Source organism: Caulobacter sp. GW821-FHT09B08 (genome assembly GCF_059418225.1).
On the sequence record NZ_JBWKPL010000001.1, the window covers coordinates 909,215 to 929,216 of the forward strand.

Below are 20,002 nucleotides of genomic sequence, written 5' to 3' on the forward strand. Positions count from 1 at the left end.
CAAGTCCATTCATTGCGGGGTCGCGGGGGGATTCTCTTCGTCGGCGGCGATCCTGGGACCTGGACCGAGATATGAAGCTTACCATCGAGCGGGCGGCGCTGCTGAAGGCGCTGGGTCACGTGCAGAGCGTCGTGGAACGCCGCAACACCATCCCGATCCTGTCGAACATCCTGCTGTCGGCCGATCGCGACACCCTGTCGTTCTCGGCCACCGACCTGGACATGGAGATCATCGACGAGGGCCTGGCCCAAATCGACGTGCCCGGCCAGATCACCGCGCCGGCCCACACCCTCTACGAGATCGTCCGCAAGCTGCCCGACGGTTCGGACGTGTCGTTGTCGTTCAGCGGCGACGATCCCCGCCTGGTGATCCAGGCCGGCCGCTCGCGCTTCAACCTGCCGGTCCTGCCGGCCGGCGACTTCCCGGTGATGAGCAGCGACGGCCTCTCCAGCCGGATCGCGGTCGACACCAACGACCTGATGCGGCTGATCGACAAGACCCGCTTCGCGATCTCGACCGAAGAGACCCGCTACTATCTGAACGGCCTCTATCTCCACACCGTCAACGACGGCGGCGTGACCAAGCTGCGCGCCGTGGCCACCGACGGCCACCGCCTGGCCCTGGCCGAGATGGACGCCCCCGAGGGCGCGGCCGGCCTGCCCGGCGTGATCGTGCCCCGCAAGACCATCCAGGAGGCCCGCCGCCTGATGGAATCGGCCGGCGAGCAGGTCGACCTGCAGATCAGCGCCCAGAAGATCCGCTTCGAGTTCGGCCGCGCGGCCCTGACCTCCAAGGTCATCGACGGCGCCTTCCCCGACTATCTGCGCGTGATCCCGCGCGACAACGCCAAGATCCTGACCCTGGACAACGACCTCTTCGCCAAGGCCGTCGACCGGGTGGCCACCATCTCGGCCGAGAAGAGCCGTTCGGTGAAGCTGGCCGTCGAGCCAGGCCGCATCACCCTGACCGTGCGCAACATGGAAGCCGGCCAGGCCGTGGAAGAGGTCGAGGTCGACTACGACGGCGAGGCCTTCGAGATCGGCTTCAACGCCCGCTACCTGCTGGACGTCTGCGGCCAGATCGGCGGCCCCATCGCCGAGTTCCGCTTCGCCGACCCGGCCTCGCCCACCCTGGTGGTCGACCCGACGGACCCGGGCGTGAAGTACGTGTTGATGCCGCTGCGGGTGTAGCGGCTCCAGCTTTCAAGCTTTTAGGAAACGGGCGCCACGAGCGCCCGTTTTGCTGTGCGCGGGACACTTGCCCCCTTCGCGCCTTCGGCGCTCCTTCCCCCGTAGGGGAAGAAGTGCGTGAGTGCGGCGTCCTCCGCCCCCTACGGGGGCGGACAGACCGCGAAGCGGTCAGGTGGGGGCAAGTGGGGCGATCCCACGCCGGACCGAGTGAGCCTAGGCCAGGCCCAGCACCCGCACGGCCAGCCACAGGCCGCCGCAGATCACCGCCCAGCCGGTGGCCAGGCCCAGTTCCGGATGGCTCTGCCACCACTGGCGCGGCGCGCCCAAAATCTTGTTTCGCATAGGTTCCCTCCCCCGAGGTTTGTTACCGATATCGTGACGAAATCGTAACAGCACGCAAGCAACTTCTGGTGTCGCGCCACGTCGCCGATGCGATCGAAGTCTCCGACGCCTTGCCCGCCCCGCCGGCCATGCTAGCCTCCGTTGCATAAGAAAACGGGAGGAAGGCGCATGGCCAGGATCGGCTACCTGACGGTGGGATCCAACAAGCTGGACGAGGCCAAGGCCTTCTATGACGCCCTGCTGGGCTCGATCGGCATGCGCGGCCTGTACGAACACCCCTCGGGCGGACGGCTCTATCGCGGCAAGGACGGCAGCCTGTTCGGGGTTCTGGGCCCCTATGACGGCAATCCGGCCTGCGTGGGCAACGGCATGATGGGCGGCTTCGATTTCGAGAGCCGCGAGGCCGTCGACGCCTTCCACGCCAAGGCCATCGAACTGGGCGGCGCCTGCGAGGGCGCGCCGGGCGAGCGGATGCCGGGCGTCTATTTCGCCTATTTCCGCGACCTGGATGGCAACAAGCTGTGCGGCTACAAGTTCGGCTGATCCACGCCTGACGGCGGCCCAGATTCGGCCGCCGTTCCATCCCGCCGCCGCCGCAATCGAAGCGCACCGAGACCTCCTGCAAGGAGTCCGCCGATGCGCGTGGCCTGGGAACGAATCGTCGTCGTCGTCTTGAGCGGAGCCGCCTGGTTCCTGGTGCTGGCGGGCGGGCCGCATCTGGCCCACGCCCTGCGCGGCCCCGTCCGCCTGGTGGCCCATGCCGGGGCCGGCCGTCGCCGCGATTGGGGCTGATCGGATTTAGACCTGGGCGCCGAATAGGCTAGAAGGCGTCGGTGAGCCGCGCCGCCCTGCTTTCGCTGACCCTGACCGACTTCCGCTCCTACGAGCGCGCGGTGCTGCGTCCCGACGGGGCCAGCGTCTATCTGTTCGGAGCCAACGGCGCGGGCAAGACCAACCTGCTGGAAGCCATCAGCCTGCTGTCGCCGGGCAAGGGCCTGCGCGGATCCGGCCTGACCGAGGTGGGCCGCCGCCTGCCGGGCGAGGCCATGGGCCGGGCCTGGGCCGTGGCCGCCGAAGCCGAGAGCGGCGACGACGAGCCGATCCGCCTGGGCACCGGCGTCGAAGCCGCCGGCTCGGCCCGCCGCCTGGTCCGCATCGACGGCGAGACCGTCCCGCCCGGCCGCCTGGCCGACCATGTGCGCCCCATCTGGCTGACCCCTGCCCAGGATCGCCTGTTCCTGGAGGCCGCCTCCGAGCGCCGCCGCTTCTTCGACCGCCTGGTCTTCGCCGGCGAACCCGACCACGCCCGCCACGCCAACGCCTACGACAAGGCCCAGCGCGAGCGGATGAAGCTGCTGACCGACGCGGTCGAGACCGGCCGGCCCGCCGACGAGGTCTGGCTGACCGCCCTGGAGGCGCGCCTGGGCCAGGCCGGGGCCTTGATGGCCACGGCGAGGGCCCGCACCCTCCTGGCCCTGCAAGCTGAAATCGATAGCAGAGGCGACCGCCCCTTCCCCCGCGCCCGCCTGGCCCTGACCGGCGAGTGGGAAAAGATGGCGCTGGAGGGCCTCGAGGTCGCCGAGATCGAGCGTCGCCTGGCCGCCGCCCTGGCCGCCGCCCGGCCCCGCGACGGGGCCGCCGGACGCGCCCTGACCGGCCCGCACCGGGGCGATCTGGCCATCCATCACGTCGACAAGGACCGCCCCGCCGCCGAATGTTCCACCGGCGAGCAGAAAGCGCTGATTCTGAACCTGGTTCTGGCCCAGAGCGCGCGACTTTCGCGTGCGAAAGACGCACCGAATCCTATAGTGTTGCTCGACGAAGTCGCCGCGCATCTCGACCTGAAAAGGCGGGCCGCCCTGGCCGACGAACTCACGGCGCTCGGCCTGCAGGCTTTTCTGACAGGCACCGACGAGTCGCTGTTCGACCATCTGAAAGGTCGGGCTCTCGGCGTTCGCGTCAGCGAACGGGGCCTGACCGCATTGGAAGACGTATGACCGAGAACACCGAAGACCAAGTCCCTGAAGTGTCGCCCGAAATGTCGACCGAGGAAGCCGCCGCCCAGTACGGCGCGGACTCGATCAAGGTGCTGAAGGGCCTGGACGCCGTCCGCAAGCGCCCCGGCATGTACATCGGCGACACCGACGACGGCTCGGGCCTGCACCACATGGTCTACGAGGTGGTCGACAACGCCATCGACGAGGCCCTGGCCGGCCACGCCACCAAGGTCCAGGTGATCCTGAACGCCGACGGCTCGGTGACGGTCACCGACGACGGGCGTGGCATCCCGGTCGACATGCACGAGGGCGAAGGCGTCTCAGCGGCCGAGGTCATCATGACCCAGCTGCACGCCGGCGGTAAGTTCGACCAGAACAGCTACAAGGTCTCGGGCGGCCTGCACGGCGTGGGCGTCTCGGTCGTCAACGCCCTGTCGGACTGGCTGGAACTGCTGATCCACCGCAACGGCAAGGTCCACCAGATGCGCTTCGAGCGCGGCGACGCGGTGACCAGCCTGGCCGTCACCGGCGACTCGCCCGTACGCGAGGACGGCCCCAAGGCCGGCGAAACCCTGACGGGCACGGAAGTGACCTTCTATCCGTCGACCGACACCTTCGCCTTCATCGAATTCGACCGGAAGACCCTGGAGCACCGCCTGCGCGAGCTGGCCTTCCTGAACTCGGGCGTGACGATCTGGTTCAAGGACCATCGCGACGCCGAGCCGTGGGAAGAAAAGCTGCACTACGACGGCGGCATCGAGGCCTTCGTCCGCCACCTGGACAAGGCCAAGACCCCGCTGCTGAAGGCGCCGATCTCGGTGCGCGGCGTCAAGGACAAGGTCGAGGTCGATCTGGCCCTGTGGTGGAACGACAGCTACCACGAGCAGATGCTGTGCTTCACCAACAACATCCCGCAGCGGGATGGCGGCACGCACCTTTCGGCCTTCCGCGCGGCCCTGACCCGGATCATCACCGGCTATGCCGAGAGCTCGGGCATCATGAAGAAGGAAAAGGTCAATCTGGGCGGCGAAGACGCCCGGGAAGGCCTGACCTGCGTGCTGTCGGTCAAGGTGCCGGACCCCAAGTTCAGCTCGCAGACCAAGGACAAGCTGGTCTCGTCCGAAGTGCGCCCGGCCGTCGAAGGCCTGGTCTCCGAGGGCCTGGCGACCTGGTTCGAAGAGCACCCGAACGAAGCCAAGCAGATCGTCAGCAAGATCGCCGAAGCCGCCGCCGCGCGTGAAGCCGCCCGCAAGGCCCGTGAACTGACGCGCCGCAAGAGCGCGCTCGACATCACCAGCCTCCCCGGCAAGCTGGCCGACTGCTCCGAGCGCGATCCGGCCAAGTCCGAGATCTTCATCGTCGAGGGCGATTCGGCCGGCGGCAGCGCCAAGCAGGCCCGCAACCGCGACAACCAGGCCGTCCTGCCCCTGCGCGGCAAGATCCTGAACGTCGAGCGCGCGCGCTTCGACAAGATGCTGTCCTCGGACCAGATCGGCACGCTGATCACGGCGCTCGGCGCCGGCATCGGCCGCGACGACTTCAACCCGGACAAGGTGCGCTACCACAAGATCGTGCTGATGACCGACGCCGACGTCGACGGCGCCCACATCCGCACCCTGCTGCTGACCTTCTTCTATCGTCAGATGCCGGAGCTGATCGAGCGCGGCTACATCTACATCGCCCAGCCGCCGCTCTACAAAGCCGCCAAGGGCAAGTCCTCGCGCTATCTGAAGGACGACAGCGAGATGGACGCCTTCCTGGTGGACGAGGGCGTGGACGGGGCCGAGCTGGACCTGGCCTCGGGCGAGCGCCGCATGGCCCAGGACCTGCTGTCCCTGGTCCAGCTGTGCCGTTCGGCCAAGGGCAATATCGACCGCCTGGCCCAGCGCGCACCGGCCTTCGCCATCGAGCAGGCGGCCCTGGCCGGCCTGTTCGGCGACAAGCCCGACATCGCCGCCGCCGCCAAGCGTCTCGATCTGTATGCGGAAGAAGGCGACGGCCCGTGGTCGGGCGAGCGCTCCGACACCGCCTTCGTCTTCAAGCGCATCCGTCGCGGCGTGACCGAGACGGTGGTCCTGGACGACGGCCTGCTGCACGCCGCCGACGCCCGCCGCTGGGCCGAACGCGCCACGACCCTGGCCGAGGTGTTCTCCGGTCCGGCGATCTTCCGCCGCAAGGACAAGTCGACCACCGTGCGCGGTCCGCTCGACCTCTTGGGCGCGGTGCTGGACGCCGGCCGCAAGGGCCTGACCATCCAGCGCTACAAGGGCCTGGGCGAGATGAACCCCGACCAGCTGTGGGAAACCACCCTGGACGTCGAGGCCCGCACCCTGCTGCAGGTCCGCGTCAACCACGCCGACGACGCCGACGACATGTTCAGCCGCCTGATGGGCGACCTGGTCGAACCGCGCCGCGAGTTCATCCAGGACAACGCCCTGGACGCCGAGGTGGACGTTTAGGGGCCGACCTCCCAACCAGTCGTCATCCCGGGCCTTGTGCCCGGGACCCCTGGTTCAGCTTCCATGTGAGGCGCGTTGGCGCGCCAGCGCGCCACTCTTCCGCACCTGCGGCGGATAGAGGGGTCCCGGGCACGAGGCCCGGGATGACGGCTGTAAGTGTGAGCGTGAAACCCTCTAGCTTGCCAGCGCGTACCGCCGAGGCTGGGTGTGTATCGCCTCGAAGCCATACACCTTGGCCGGAACGCGCAGGAACTTCTCGATCGCCAGCCGGATCGGCGCCTCGGCGTCGTAGGCCTCGCGTAGCTGGGCCGCGCGGATCGCCACCGGCGGCGGGGTGCGCTCCTCGGGCGTGCGGAAGAGGCCGAGGCACCCGCCCAGTTCCGGCTGCGAGAGCAGCAGCGCCAGGGGCGCGGAGAAGATCAGGCCCAGATAGACCGGGCTCGACCACCAGAACATCACCGGGTCCAGGGCGAAGACCAGACCCGCGGCCACGCCACCGATGCCCATGTGGGCGCGGTGGATGCGCCAGGCCTCGCGTTTGGAGAGGCGCCCCGGATCGCGCTGCTGGGTGGCCCAGCCGGCGTCGCGGCCCAGCAGCACCTGCAGCACCGACACGCTCTGCATCAGCATCAGCACCGGCGCCACCAGGGCCGACAGCACGATCTCGGCGACCATGCCGGCCACGAACCGCCGCGTCCCGCCGAACGCCCGGCGGGCGGCGCCGCTGCGCAAGGTGAGGGCCGCCGCCATCAGCTTGGGGGCGATCAGCAGGGCCATGGTCAGGCCGAACAGCCAGGTGGCCGCTCCCGCCCCCAGCACGGCCGACGGTCCGCCCTGCTCCATCCACACCCCCGCGCCCGCGATCAGCAGGAACAGCCACAGCGGCGAGGTGGCGTAGGACAGCACGCCCCGGATCAGGTGCAGGCGATTGACCCAGTGCAGCCCCGCCGCCGCGACCACGCCCAGATGCTGCAGATTGCCCTGGCACCAGCGGCGGTCGCGAATGGCCATGTCCAGGATGGTGGGCGGGGTCTCCTCGAAACTGCCCTCCAGCCCCGCCGCCAGCCGCACCTTCCAGCCGCCCCGGCGCAGCAGGGCCGCCTCGACGAAGTCGTGGCTCATGATGTGGCCGCCGAACGGGCGCGGTCCCGGCAGGTGCGGCAGGCCCGCCTGCTCGGCGAAGGCTCGGGTGCGAATGATGGCGTTGTGGCCCCAGTAGTTGCCCTCCGGCCCCGACCACCAGTCCTGGCCGGCCGCCAGCATCGGCCCGTAGGCGCGCGAGGCGAACTGCTGGAGGCGCGCGAACGGCGTCTCGGCGTTGACGATGGTCGGCGAGGTCTGCAACAGGCCCAACTTCGGATCGGCCTCCATGGCGGCGGTCAGGGCGATGATGGTCTCGCCCGACATCAGGCTGTCGGCGTCCAGGATCAGCATCTGCTCGTAGGCGCCGCCGAACCGCGTCACCCATTCGGCGATGTTGCCGGCCTTGCGGTCGGTGTTCTTCAGGCGCCGGCGATAGAAGATCTTCGCCTGGGGCCCAAGGCGCGCGCGCAGGCGCAGCACGCCGACCGCCTCGTCGCGGGCGATGGCCTCGTCGCGCGTGTCGCTGAGCACGAAGATATCGTAGAGCGCCCCGACGCCCCGCGCGGCCAGGTCCTCGTGCATGGCCTGGACCGCGGCCAGGATGCGGCCCGGATCCTCGTTATAGGTGGGGGCCAGCAGGGCCGTCCGGGTCAGGATCACCGGCTGGACTGGGTCGGACGCTCGGCCCGCCTCGCGCCAGCTCGTCCAGAAGCCGCCCAGGGCGCTGACGAAGGCGAAGGCCACCCAGGCGAACAGGACGATGAACAGGCTGAAGGCCAGGACGTCCACCACCGACAGGCCGCCGGGCGCGAACAGCATGGCCGTCACCCCGCCCGCCGCGGCCGTGATCGCTCCCGAGCCCACCAGCAGCACGGTCCGCCGCCGACGCCAGCCGGCGCTCGACAGCGGCGCCAGCCGCCCGTGGCGCAGGTCCTGCTCGGGCATGGCCAGCGGCCGCTCGGCGGGGACCCACTCCGGATAGGGCGTGGCGGAACGTGAGGCGGCAGGCGTGGCCTGAACGCGCCGCGCGGGGGCGCGCGTGAACGTGAAGTGGTTCAAGGACGGATACAACCTCTCGCTGATGACGCTACCTTGGCCGAGAACCCCGAAACGCTCAATCAGCCGGAAGGAGCCACGCGCCGCGCCGCATCCGACGATTGCACCCAACCAAGGCGTTTCCGAGGCCCCACAAGGGGTTGGGCGCCTGCGGAACGATCAGTCGTCCGTGAAATATTCGGCGATCGCGGCGTCCAGCGGCTCCAGGTCGAAGGTCGGCGAACCGGCGCGTGCGAGGGCCCGGCGGATCTGCCAGGCGCTGCGGCCGACATGGATGCCCATGCCGCGCAGCTCCTCGACGATCGCCGCCCGGGTGGCGTCGTCGACCGACTTGTTGTTCTCCAGTCGCGCCTGGTCCAGCCGCCAGCCGAAGTAGGTGTCGGGAGTCACCTCGATCACCGCCCCCGGCGTCGGCAGCCATTCGTAGACCGCGCAACGATGGTCGATGGCGTCGTCCACATAGCTGGCCAGGCAGTTGCGGTAGCGGCGCGCGGCGTCGCGGATGGCCGCCGCCGTCTCCAGCGGCCTCAGGCGCTCCGTACCCGGATGCGGCGCCTTGGGCAGGTCGCGGCGGAAGTCGTCGGCCACCAGGTTGAACAGAGCCTTAGCCGTGGGGGCGCGGGTCCAGACCGCGATCCGCTGGGCCAGCACCTCCGGCGACAGGCGGCGGCTGAGCAGGGCATGGGCCTCGGCCAGGAGCTTGGCCTGACCGGCGGTGACGCGCGTGGCCGCGCCGCCCGCGTCGCGCAACGGCTTGGGCAGGGCGGCCAGAATCCGCACCTGCTCGGGCTGGATCGCCTCGGCGTGGCGCAGGGTCTTGGCCGGCTTGGGATCAGCCAGCAGGCTCAGCAGGGCGCGGTAGTCCTCGGGCTGCCAGGCGATCTCGCCCAGCCGTTCCAGCGCCCGGGCCAGGCCGTCCGGAGCCGGATCCACGACCAGTCGCGCGGCCTTGCGCAGCGGCGCCTCCAGCAGCTGCGACAGATCGACCGGCGCGCGGGCTTGCACGCCCATGGCCAGCATCAGGCAGATCAGATGCCGCCGCGCGGTCGGCGCGGTGACGAAGGGGGTGTGCGGCGCGGGCCACAGAGCGGCCAGCACGTCGGCATAGGGCGGCGCGATCAGGCGCAGCAGGGGCGAGGCGACGTGCGTCGGCCTGGCCAGGACGAGGGTGGACATCGATAGCTCCCGGCGGCGGCCGGGGCGGCCGTCGCTAGCGGTGGGTCAGGGGACGAAGCGGGCGCGGCTCGCCGAACGCGCGCCATCGCACCGGGATCGGTGGCTTGAATGGCGGGGCGTTCAGGATCATGCGGCGACGGCTCCAAGAGCTAGGGACGGGGCGCGCTGATCTCACGATCCCCGGACCGGGACAAGGCGTAGGCGTCGGCGTCCGTCAGGTCGCGTGGCGATTGTGGCTCGGGCGCCACTGTTCGGCGAACGCGAAGCGGATGGCGCCGCCTCGAATTCCACTTGCCAGATGAAATCACATAGTCATGTATATGTATAGCTATATGATTGGACGTCGATCATGACCCCCGACACCCTCTCCGACCTGGGCGTGACCTTCCTTGGCAGCCGGATGAAGCGCCTGGCCGATCGGTTGCAGACCGACGCGGCGGCGTCGCTGCAGGCCATGGGACTGCCACTCCAGCCGGCGCAGCAGCAGTTCCTGGCGGTGTTGCGGCGGCACGGTCCGCAGACCGTCGGCGGGGTGGCCCAGCATCTGCGGCTCAGCCAGCCCACCGCCACGCGGGCCATCCAGGCTCTGGTCGAGCAGGGGCTGATCGACGCCAGCCGCGAGGGGCGCGACCAGCGTCACAAGTTGCTGGCGCTGAGCCCGGCCGGCGAGGCGCTGATGGATCGGCTGGAGCGCGACCTGTGGCCCCGGGTCGAGGCCGCCGCCATCTCGCTGTGCGGCGGGCGACACGCCGAACTGATGAAGGAGATCGCCCTGATCGAAGCGGAGCTCGACCGCCGCCCGCTGCTGGACCGCATCCTGTCGCCCGCCATGACCGTGCGCGACTTCTCCGACGACCTGGCCGAGCCGTTCTACCGGATCAACGCCGAATGGATCCAGGACATGTTCGCGCTCGAGGAGAACGACATCACCTTGCTGTCCAACCCGCGCGAGCTGATCGTCGACAAGGGCGGGGCGATCCTGTTCGCGGAGACGCCAGACCTGGGCGTGGTGGGCACCTGCGCGATCATGAAGATGAAGGACGGCTGGTTCGAGCTGACCAAGATGGGCGTGTCGACCTCGGCGCGCGGCCGCAAGGTCGGCGAGTTCCTGCTGGCCGCGGCCCTGGAGCGGGCCCGCGCCATGGGCGTGGCCGACCGGCTGTACCTCTTGACCAACACCAAATGCGCGGCGGCCATCCATCTCTACGAGAAGCTGGGCTTCCAGCATGACCCGGAGATCATGCGGCTGTTCGGCGCCCGCTACGAACGTTGCGACGTGGCGATGAGCTTTCGGGGCTAGGACGAGACGCCGGCCACGGTGGCCTTCAGCACGTCCCGCGCCGCGTTCGGATCGAGCCGCACCTGCAGACCGCGCTGGCCGCCGTTGATGTAGACGCGATCCTCCAGCAGGGCGTCTTCCTCGATCACCACGGGCAGCGGCTTCTTCTGGCCGAAGGGGCTGATGCCGCCGACCTTGTAGCCGCTGATCCGCTCGGCGTCGGCGGGCTTCATCATCTGGGCCGACTTGCCGCCGGCGGCGGCGGCCAGCTTCTTCATCGCCACCTCGCGGTCGGACGGCACGACGACCAGCACCGGCTTGCCGTCGACCAGGGCCATCAGGGTCTTGAGCACCCGGCAGGGGTCCTCGCCCAGGGCGGCGGCGGCGGCCAGGCCGATGCTGTCGGCGTCGGGGTCGTAGTCGTAGGCGTGGACCGTGAACTCGACGCCGGCCTTGGTCAGGGCGAGGGTTGCGGGGGTGGTGCGGGACATGACGCCACCCTAGCCGAGTCCCCCCGCGCCGAGCCAGAGCGCGAACTTGGCGCGGGCTCCCGTTGTTTGGGCCAGCTCTATTTCGGGCAGATCGCGTCGCCCTCGTTGGAGGCCAGCCGCACCTCGGTCAGCGACAGCGCGAACGGTCCCTTCGTGCTGACCACGAACGGCGCGGTGACATGGTCCATCTTCGCGCCGACGGCCTTGAAGCACGACAGCTTGACTTTCACGCTTCGCCATTCGCCCGGCGCCCCGCCCTTGAACAGGCTGGAAGCGTCCAGCGTGCCGGCGCAGGAGGCGTCGTCGGCGCAGCCGATGCTCATCGACACCGGAGCGGTGGGCGCCGCGTCGATCCGGTAACGGAACATCACCGCCATGTCGCCCGTGGTCTGGCGCGACAGGTCGATCGGCGGGCCGTGAATGGCCAGCATGCCCTGCCCCGTCCAGTCGGCCTGGCGAGCGTTTTCCTGGGCCCCGGCGTCGATCGCCTTGACGCTTCCGGCGCCGACGAAGTCCATCCGCCACGGCGCGGGCAGGCGGCCGGCCACGAAGTAGCGGTCGACGCTGCCGGCGGCGGCCACCTGGCCGGGATCTTCCGGCAACGTCCCGACCCGGCCGGGCTTGGCGTAGGACAGGCCATAGCCATAGGCGAACTGCGGATCGTAACCCGCCTGCCCGCGATTGAGCGGACCCTGGTCGGCGCGCTTGGGCCAGGAGAAGCCAAGCTTGCCCTGGAAGTCACGCTTGGGCTTGCCGCCCTTGTCCGCGACCAGCACGTCGGCCACCCCGCCGCCCTCGCTGCCCGGCAGCCAGGCGGCGACGAAGGCGTCCGAGGCGTTGATCTCGGGGTTGGTCCACAGCGGCCGCCCCGACAGGAACACCGACACCACCGGGATCCCCTGCGCCTTCAGCGTCTTGATCAGGGCCAGATCCGCCTTGTCGCTCAGCTGGTAGCCGAGGTGGGCGACGTCGCCCTGGAACTCGGCATAGGGGTCTTCGCCGAACACCACGACGGCCACGTCCGGCTTGGTCTTGAACTTGCCGTCAGCCGCCAGTTCGGCCTGACCGCCGGCCGCCTTCACCGCTTGCTCGATCCCGCCCCAGATCGACTGGCCGTGCGGGAAGTCGCTGTTCTTGTTGCCCGTGCCCTGCCAGGTCAGGGTCCAGCCGCCCGAGGCCTTGCCGATGTCGTCGGCGGCGCCGGCCACCAGCACCTTGGCGCCCGGCTTGACCGGCAGGACGCCGTCGTTCTTCAGCAGCACCAGCGACTTGGCCACCGCCTCGCGGGCGATGGCGCGATGGTCGGGCGCGCCCAGGCGGTCGAACCGGCCCTGCACCGTCGGCGCCGTGCGCTCGAAGAGGCCCGCCTTGACCTTGACCCGCAGGATGCGGCGCACCGCGTCGTCCAGCCGCGCCATCGGGATCTGGCCCGACTTCACCTGGGCCAGGGTGTTGTCGTAGAGCCCCTTCCAGCTGTCGGGGGCCATGTACATGTCCAGCCCCGCGTTCATCGCCTGGGGGCAGCTGGTGTTGGTGCAGCCAGGCAATTGTCCGTGGGCGTTCCAGTCGCTGACGACGAAGCCCTGGAAGCCCATGCGGCCCTTCAGGACGTCGGTCAGCAGGGTCTTGTTGCCGGTGATCTTCTGGCCGTTCCAGCTGGAGAACGAGGCCATCACCGTCAGGATGCCGGCGTCGATGCTGGGCGGATAGCCCTGGGCATGGACGGCGACCAGCTCGCTCTCGGGGATCACCGCGTCGCCCTGGTCCTTGCCCCCCTCGGTGCCGCCGTCCGCCAGGAAGTGCTTGGCCGAGCCGGCGATGTGGCCCTCGCCCAGGGTCTTGCCGGGCTTAAGTTCGCCTTGCAGACCCAGGGTCATGGGGCCGGAATAGGACTTCACCACCTCCGGGTCCTCGGCATAGCCCTCGTAGCTGCGACCCCAGCGGTCGTCGCGCGGCACGGCCACGGTGGGGCCGAAGGTCCAGTCGCCGCCGACCACCGCCACCTCCTCGGCCGTCGCCGCGCCGATGCGGCGGATCAAGTCCGGGTCGCGCATGGCGCCCAGGCCGATGTTGTGCGGGAAGATCGTGGCCCCGACGATGTTGTTGTGGCCGTGGACGGCGTCGATGCCGAACAGGATCGGGATCGGCGTATGGCCGGGGCGTGGGACCAGGGCCTCCTTGCGGAAGGCGTCGATCAGGTCGGTCCAGGCCTTGGGCGGAGCGCGGTCGTCGCCGCCGGGCGCGGAGTTGCCGCCGGCCAGGATCGAGCCCAACGGGTACTTTTCCAGGTCCGCCGGGGTCATGGAGGCGATGTCGCCCTGGATGGTCTGGCCGACCTTTTCCTCGACGCTCATCGTCTTCATCAGCTCACCGATGAAGGCCTCGGTCCTGGCGTCGGTGATCGCCGCCGGGCTGGCGGCGGCCGGCCACTGGTCGGGATGGGCGACGGCCGAGGGTTGGGCCAGGGCCGGTCCGGCCAGGATGGTCGAGCTGACCAGAAGCGACGTCAGAAGGCGGGAGCGGACGGTCATTCAACACCTTCGGGAACAGGAAGCGGGCTTGCGGGCAAAAGACCGGCGCGGCGGGGAGAACGTCGCCGCGCCGGAGTTTGGAGAGCCCCTGGGAAGGGCGGCCAGTCGCGACGTCGCCGGAGGGGTCGGGCGGCGCCGCGTCGTCCCCGCCGACGGATCGGCGCTGGGGCGGGACGGATGACGAGCGGGTCGGGTCGAGCGGCCGACGCGGCGCCGTCGGGCGCGCGGGCCGAAGGGTTTCCTTCCTGATACGGGGACTGTCGCCCCTTGTTCGATCTGGACTGCAACATGAATTGACAGCGCTGTCTAGACTATTTGATAGCGGTACCTTTGCTGTTCTTCCAAGACGTCGGAGAGGGCTCGCGAGGCGCGGACGCCTCAGGCGGGCTCGACCTCCCGCGCCCACATGCCGTGGCGCTTGAGGTAGTCGGCGTGGCCGGGCATGGCCTCGACCCGGCGGGCGATCATGGCCTTCATGCCAGCGAAGCCCTCGCCGACGGCCCGGCTGTCGTGCTCGGCGACCAGGGGGCTGTAGCCGCGCGGCCTGATCCCCTGGCCCAGCAGCACGGCCAGCCACGAGGTGGGGGTGAACATCTCGTCGGGATGGATGACCAGCTGGCCGCGCTCCTCGAACAGGGCCATGCGCTCGGCCAGGCTGTCGGGAATGGGCATGTCGCGCACATAGCGCCACAGCTCGGCGTCGTCGCGGACGGTGGCCTTGTAGTGCAGGATCAGGAAGTCGCGGATCGTCTCCACGTCGGTGCGCAGGCGCCGGTTGAAGGTCTCGCGGTTGGCCGGCGAGAAGCCGCGGTCGGGGAAGTGCTGCAGCAGCTTGTTGATGGCCGCCTGGATCATGTGGATGCTGGTCGACTCCAGGGGCTCCAGGAACCCGCTGGAAAGGCCGATGGCCACGACGTTCTTGTCCCAGGTCTTGCGGCGGCGCCCGGTGACGAACCGCAGAAGACGCGGCTCGGCCAGGGCCGGGCTCTCCAGATTGCCCTTGATCGTCGCCACGGCCTCGTCGTCGGAGATAAAGCGGCTGGAATAGACATAGCCGTTGCCCACCCGGTGCTGCAGCGGGATGCGCCACTGCCAGCCGGCCTTCAGGGCGGTGGAGGTGGTGTAGGGCGACAGGGGGCCCTTCAGATGGCAGGGCACGGCCGCCGCGCGGTCCATCGGCAGTTGGTGGGACCAGTCGTCGTAGCCCGCGCCCAGGGTCTGCTCGATCAGCAGGCCCCGGAAACCGGTGCAGTCGATGAAAAGGTCGCCGGCGACCACTTGGCCCGACTTCAGCCGCACGGCGGTGACGAAGCCGGTCTCGCCGTCCTGGTCGACCTGGACCACCTCGCCCTCGGTGCGGACCACGCCCAGGGTCTGGGCGAAGCGGCGCAGGTACTGGCCGTAGAGGATGGTGTCGAAGTGATAGGCCGAGCCGAAGGTCGACATCGGATCGCGCGGATCGTCGCTCTGGCGGTCGAACCGGCCGGCCTGGGCCGCCTTCGCGCACAGCGAATAGTCGTCCAGATCCAGGCCCGCGCCCTCGGCGTTCAGCTTCAGCCAGTACTGGAAGAAGTGGCCGACCTCGGCGCTGTGGCCGTAGGCGCCGAAGGGGTGGAAATAGGAATGGCCCCGGGCGCCCCAGTCGTCGAACCGGATGCCCAGCTTGTAGGTGGCGCGGGTCTCGCGCATGAACTCGGCCTCGTCCAGGCCCAGCATGGCGTTGAACAGCTTGATCGGCGGGATCGTCGCCTCGCCCACCCCGACCACGCCGATGTCCTGGGATTCGACCACCTGGATGCGGTAGCGGCGGTCCAGCCCCCGGGCGAGGGCCGCGGCGGTCATCCAGCCGGCGCTGCCGCCGCCCACGATGACGATGTCCTGGATCCAGCGATCGTCCGGCATGCCGTCCTCCTGGTTCATGGCGTTCCGCCGGGGACGATCCTGTCCCCGGCGGAGGCCGTGCTCAAGTGCTAGCCGCCGAAGCGGTAGCGGACACCGAACGTGACGCGGCGGTCGCCGGAGACGAAGCGGAACGGCAGGTCCGGAAACTGCAGGTAGGCCTTGTTGTCTTCCTTGGTCAGGTTGGAGCCTTCCAGGGTGACCTTCAGGTCCGGCGTGATCGCGTAGGCGACCTGGCCGTCCAGCTGGCCGTAGGCCTCGTTGTAGATGCCCAGCTTGTGCGTGTCGGGATCGGCGCCGAAGCTGAACCGGCCCAGATAGGCCTTGTCACGCCAGGCGTACGACAGGCGGGTCGAGAACGGCCCCCTCTCGAAATAGCCCTGGACGTTGAAGGCGTGCTTGGACACGCCCGGGATGGGCAGGTTGTCGGAGAAGTCGGTGAACTCGGGCGAGCTGGAGTCGGAGTAGGTGTAGTTGCCCGTGAAGCCGAAGCCGTTCTCGAACGCGTACTGCGCCTGGAACTCCAGCCCCTTGATCGTGCCGCCCTCGCCGTTGGCCACCGAGTTGAAGGTGCCGGTCGTGGCGCCGGCCACCGACTGGTCCTTCACCGAGACCGAGAAGGTCTCGGGGACGATGAACGAGTCGATCGTCTTGTAGAAGACGCCCGCCGAGATCAGGCCCTGGCTGCCGAAATAGTGTTCCCAGGCCAGGTCGAACTGCGAGGCGCGGAACGGATCGAGGTTGGGGTTGCCGCCGCTGCCGTTGGTGTAGAGGAACTTGTCGAAGTTCGGCCCCGGGGTGGACGAGCGCGTGAAGTTGTATGAAGCGCCCTGGCCCAGGTCGAACAGGTTCTGGGCGGCCACGACGCGGGCCGCGGTGGCCCGGACCTTGTCCTTCTCGGTGACGTTGAACACCGCGTTCACGCTGGGCAGGACGTCGGTGTACTCCCGCACGGTGCGGACCGAGTCGGGGTTCTTCAGGATGCCGTTCCAGCTGTCGGTGCCCCACCACAGCGGCGTGACCGGGGTGTTGGACGAGTCGATGACCAGCTTGGTGTGCACCACCCGGACGCCGGCGTTCACGTGGAAGCCGTCGTCACCCATGTCGGCCATCAGGTAACCCGAGGTCGTCTCGTCCTTGATTTTGAAGGACTCGATCGGGTCGCGGTAGAAGGCGAACTTGGTCGAGGGATACAGGGCCTGGATCCAGCCCACCGGGTCCTTCATCTGGCCGTAGTCCTGGAACAGCGCTGTCACGCCGTGAACGTTATCGGTGACCGCGCGGCCCGGATTGGTGGCCACGGTCTGGTAGGGCGTGTTCACCGCCACCGAATTGCCGAAGCGCGAGCAGCCGTAGAAGGCGATGTCGCACTTCTTCAGGCCGATCGAACCGTCCTGGAAGTAGCCCAGCGGGGTCCAATCCACGAACACGCCGTGGTCGGTGGTGCCCTGGGCGCTGGCCGGCAGCTCACCCTTGGCCGACAGGTCATTCAGGTAACGTCCGTAGTCGGAGGTCACCTTGTTCTCGGAATAGCGGCCGCCGAAGCTGAGCACCAGGCCGCCGCCCTCGCCGAATTCGGGGCGGAACTTGAAGTCGGCGGTCAGGGCCTTGTCGTCCAGCTTGGACTTGTCGCCGAACGCCCAGTGCGACTTGAAGAACACCGAGCTGGGCGTGGTCATGGCCGTGGCCAGGGCGGCGTTCGGCGTGAAGATCGGATAGGCGCCGTTGGTGAAGCCGTAGGTGGCCGTCGCCGGGGCGGTGGAGTTGGGCGCGAAGCCGGCCACGCCGTCACGCACGGTGTACTGGGTGTAGCGGGTGTCGACCTGACCCGAGGTGGACTTGTAGTCGGTCTTGGACCAGGCGGCGCGGACCTTGCCGCTCAGCCGGCCGCCGTTGTTCCAGTCGGCCGAGAACTGCAGATTGTCGGTCTTGGCCTTGGCGTTCTTGGCGAAGGTGTCGCCTTCGGACGAGTTGGCCGTGACCAGGCCCGACTGCAGGACGCCGTTGTTGTCGAACGTCAGCCCCTGCGAATTGTACATCGCGTTTTCGTTGGCGTAGGCCCACTTCAGCGAGTGCTCGCCGGTGAAGATCTTCAGGTCCGAGTGGAACCAGTCGGCGCTCACCGACAGCGAGTCGGACGGCTTCCAGTCGGCGTTCAGCGAGAAGGCGGTGCGCTCGCGTTCCTGGTGACGGTTGTTGCTGTAGCGGTATTCCGGCGACCAGATGTTGGCCGTGCCCGTCTGGACCTGGTTGTTGCCGGTGGCGGTGGGGCGGTTCAGATACGCCCAGCCGCCGCGGTTCTCGCCGCTCAGCACCTCGGTGTCGATGTAGTTCTTGTCGTAGGACACGCTGCCCAGCAGGCCGAAGCTGTCGCTGAACTTGTGGCCCACCACGATCGAGACGTTCGGCTGGATCTTGCCGTTGGTCGAGCCCTCGTTGCCGCGCACGTCGGCCGACAGGGTGGTGTCGCTGCGCATGTCCAGCGCGTTGCGGGTCTTCAGATTGACCGTGCCGCCCAGGCCGCCCTCGATCTGGTCGGCCTGGGGCGACTTGATCACGTCGACGCCGGCCAGCAGGTCGGACGGAATGCCTTCCAGCGAATTGGTCTGCTTGGCGTTGCCTTCGCCGAGGCGGAAGGCTTCCAGGCCCGACAGGAAGGTGTCGTTGTTCAGCAGGGTGACGTTCTGGTCGAGACCCCGGATGCGGACCTTGGTGCCCTGACCGTTCTCGCGGTCGATCTGCACGCCGGGCAGGCGCTGCAGAGACTCGGCGATGTTCTGGTCGGGGAACTTGCCCATGTCCTCGGCGGTGATCGACTCGATGATCTGATCCGAGTTCTTCTTCAGATTCAGCGCGTTCGCGAGCGAGGCGCGGAAGCTCGTGACCACGACCTCCTCAACCGTGGATGTGTCCTGGGCGGGCGGCGCGGCGGTCTGGGCCATGGCCTGGCCGGCGCCCAGCATCGCCACGGCCGAGGCGGCCGACAGCAGGACCGCGCGCGATCGATAAGTCTTTGTCGTCATTGTATTTCCCCTGGTTTTCGGCAGCAGCTCTCGTTCTCGATCAGCGGAGCCGAACGAGCCAAGACGCAGAAGTTGAGGGATGCCAGCGCATCCTCCCGTGGAGCTCCGGCCTTTTTAGGCATGCCGGTAGCTTCAACCTATGAGCAGCCGACAGCGCTGTCAATGCAGGACAGAAACTTTCTGAAACCGAATTGCGTTATCGGGATCGTTCGGCAACGTTTGAGGGGTTGCGGAGGCCACGCCCGCGCATTGCTCTAGGGCTGGAGCTTGGCCAAATCCCGGTCCATCGCCGCGCCGTCGAAGGGCACGACGATGACCTTGCTGCCGTGTCCGTTGTCGCCGGTCTGATCGTCCTTGGGCGTATCGACCACCGCGAAGGTCATCGCCACCACATGGCCGTTCTCGATCACCACGCCCGGACGCTCCAGCTTGTTCCAATGATTGCGAGCGCCATCGGCGTAGCGGACGAAGTCCGCGCCGGGCTCATAGGCCAGGCCTTGAACCTTCCACCCCGCGATCCCGTCGCGCGAGATCAGGTGATAGGCGCGGCGTTCGCGCCAGTGATTGACGACGATGTGGTACCAGCCGCCGCTGAACCACGCGACGGGGTCCTCGAAGGCGCGCAGGTCGCGCTGAGGCATGCCGTCCAGCCCCCGATAGACGCTATCGCCCATCACGACGTAGGGGCCAAGAACGCCCTGCGTGCTGATCAGGATCTGTCCCGAGCGGGGAACGATCTGATAGGCGCCGTCGGGCCGTAGCATGACGCTGAAATTGGCCGCGCGCGCGGGCTTGGCCGCCGGCTCGTTCCGCACCGCGACGTCGCCCGGCGTCTTGACCAGTTGGAAGCGGCTCTGGTCGAGGCCGATGGAGCCCAGTTGCCGCCACGGCCCGTCGATCGAGTCCGACACGAAGACGTCGCCGTCACGCGTCTCGCTGATCACGACGGCGTAGCGGCCGTCGTGCAGTCTCAGCGCGGTGACGTTGTGGCCCCGGCCGCCCTGATTGTCGGGCCAGGCCAGGCCCCTGTCGCGATAGGGCCCGAACAGCGTGTCGCTGACCGCGGTGACGGCCAGGGAGTCGCCCCAGGCCTTGTGGCCCAGCGCCTGGTCCCAGCGGCTGGCGAACATGCGGTATTTGCCGTCGCGGCCCTTGAGGATCTGGCCGTCCCAATAGTTCCAGCGGCTCATACCCCGGTCTTCGAGACCGTTGTCCTGATCGCGCGCCCCGACCTCCCGGGCGCCCCAGGCGGTCGTGGACAGCGCGGCCGCCGGCATGGGCCTGAAATAGTCGATGAACGCCCTGGGGCCGAGCGTCGGGACGGCTTCGACGACGGCGCTGGAAGACGCCGCGCCTTGCGTCGCCGCGAAGGCGGTCATCGACTGGATCAGAAGGCAGGCCAGGACGACCGCCGGGGCGAGCCTTCTCGAACGCAACGACACGGCGCCAACCTCCCAATATATGGATAATTATCCT

14 protein-coding genes are annotated in these 20,002 nt (G+C 68.7%); 6 read left to right on the forward strand and 8 right to left on the reverse strand.

Going from position 1 to position 20,002, the window contains the following annotated elements:
- The first annotated feature begins 71 nt into the window (after nt 1-71).
- A complete protein-coding gene (gene dnaN, locus AC07OA_RS04340; RefSeq protein WP_494662528.1) occupies nt 72-1,190 on the forward strand; it encodes a DNA polymerase III subunit beta in 1,119 nt (372 codons plus the stop codon).
- A 213-nt stretch (nt 1,191-1,403) separates the two neighbouring features.
- Here the strand turns inward: dnaN and AC07OA_RS04345 are convergent, their stop codons facing one another.
- Nucleotides 1,404-1,532, reverse strand: a complete 129-nt coding sequence (locus tag AC07OA_RS04345; RefSeq protein WP_494662529.1) for a hypothetical protein — start codon at nt 1,530-1,532, stop codon at nt 1,404-1,406.
- Between the two features lie 168 nt (nt 1,533-1,700).
- Between AC07OA_RS04345 and AC07OA_RS04350 the strand changes: the two genes are divergently transcribed.
- From AC07OA_RS04350 to gyrB, 4 genes are all read left to right on the forward strand, one after another.
- Nucleotides 1,701-2,075: a VOC family protein gene (locus AC07OA_RS04350; protein WP_494662530.1), complete on the forward strand. Its 375-nt coding sequence runs from the start codon at nt 1,701-1,703 to the stop codon at nt 2,073-2,075.
- Nucleotides 2,076-2,168: 93 nt separating this feature from the next.
- Complete coding sequence (locus AC07OA_RS04355; RefSeq protein WP_494662531.1) at nt 2,169-2,324, forward strand: hypothetical protein; 156 nt, start codon at nt 2,169-2,171, stop codon at nt 2,322-2,324.
- Nucleotides 2,325-2,365: 41 nt separating this feature from the next.
- Nucleotides 2,366-3,529, forward strand: a complete 1,164-nt coding sequence (gene recF / locus AC07OA_RS04360) for a DNA replication/repair protein RecF (RefSeq protein WP_494662532.1) — start codon at nt 2,366-2,368, stop codon at nt 3,527-3,529.
- Nucleotides 3,526-5,988, forward strand: coding sequence for a DNA topoisomerase (ATP-hydrolyzing) subunit B (gene gyrB, locus AC07OA_RS04365; protein ID WP_494662533.1), 2,463 nt, complete (start codon nt 3,526-3,528; stop codon nt 5,986-5,988). Before recF ends, gyrB begins: the two co-directional genes overlap by 4 nt.
- Nucleotides 5,989-6,162: 174 nt before the next feature.
- On the opposite strand, the gene mdoH is transcribed toward gyrB, so the two are convergent.
- Together mdoH and AC07OA_RS04375 are read right to left on the reverse strand one after the other, a co-directional pair.
- Complete coding sequence (gene mdoH, locus AC07OA_RS04370) at nt 6,163-8,130, reverse strand: glucans biosynthesis glucosyltransferase MdoH (RefSeq protein WP_494662534.1); 1,968 nt, start codon at nt 8,128-8,130, stop codon at nt 6,163-6,165.
- Between the two features lie 156 nt (nt 8,131-8,286).
- The gene (locus tag AC07OA_RS04375; RefSeq protein WP_494662535.1) at nt 8,287-9,303 is read right to left on the reverse strand and encodes a hypothetical protein; all 1,017 of its coding nucleotides are present in this window, start codon (nt 9,301-9,303) and stop codon (nt 8,287-8,289) included.
- Nucleotides 9,304-9,652: 349 nt separating this feature from the next.
- On the opposite strand from AC07OA_RS04375, the gene AC07OA_RS04380 reads away from it, so the two are divergent.
- Nucleotides 9,653-10,603, forward strand: coding sequence for a bifunctional helix-turn-helix transcriptional regulator/GNAT family N-acetyltransferase (locus AC07OA_RS04380; RefSeq protein ID WP_494662536.1), 951 nt, complete (start codon nt 9,653-9,655; stop codon nt 10,601-10,603).
- Here the strand turns inward: AC07OA_RS04380 and ybaK are convergent.
- From ybaK to AC07OA_RS04405, 5 genes are all read right to left on the reverse strand, one after another.
- Nucleotides 10,600-11,073: a Cys-tRNA(Pro) deacylase gene (gene ybaK, locus AC07OA_RS04385; RefSeq protein ID WP_494662537.1), complete on the reverse strand. Its 474-nt coding sequence runs from the start codon at nt 11,071-11,073 to the stop codon at nt 10,600-10,602. The two genes, AC07OA_RS04380 and ybaK, sit on opposite strands and share 4 nt — an antisense overlap.
- Before the next feature lie 77 nt (nt 11,074-11,150).
- Nucleotides 11,151-13,604 (reverse strand): glycoside hydrolase family 3 protein, encoded by a 2,454-nt coding sequence (locus tag AC07OA_RS04390; protein WP_494662538.1) that lies wholly within the window; start codon nt 13,602-13,604, stop codon nt 11,151-11,153.
- Nucleotides 13,605-13,982: 378 nt separating this feature from the next.
- Nucleotides 13,983-15,506: a tryptophan halogenase family protein gene (locus AC07OA_RS04395; protein WP_494662539.1), complete on the reverse strand. Its 1,524-nt coding sequence runs from the start codon at nt 15,504-15,506 to the stop codon at nt 13,983-13,985.
- A 68-nt stretch (nt 15,507-15,574) separates the two neighbouring features.
- The gene (locus AC07OA_RS04400; protein ID WP_494662540.1) at nt 15,575-18,526 is read right to left on the reverse strand and encodes a TonB-dependent receptor; all 2,952 of its coding nucleotides are present in this window, start codon (nt 18,524-18,526) and stop codon (nt 15,575-15,577) included.
- Between the two features lie 254 nt (nt 18,527-18,780).
- Entirely contained in the window at nt 18,781-19,968 is a 1,188-nt protein-coding gene (locus AC07OA_RS04405; protein ID WP_494662541.1) for a glycoside hydrolase family protein, read from the reverse strand.
- Nucleotides 19,969-20,002 lie beyond the last annotated feature (34 nt).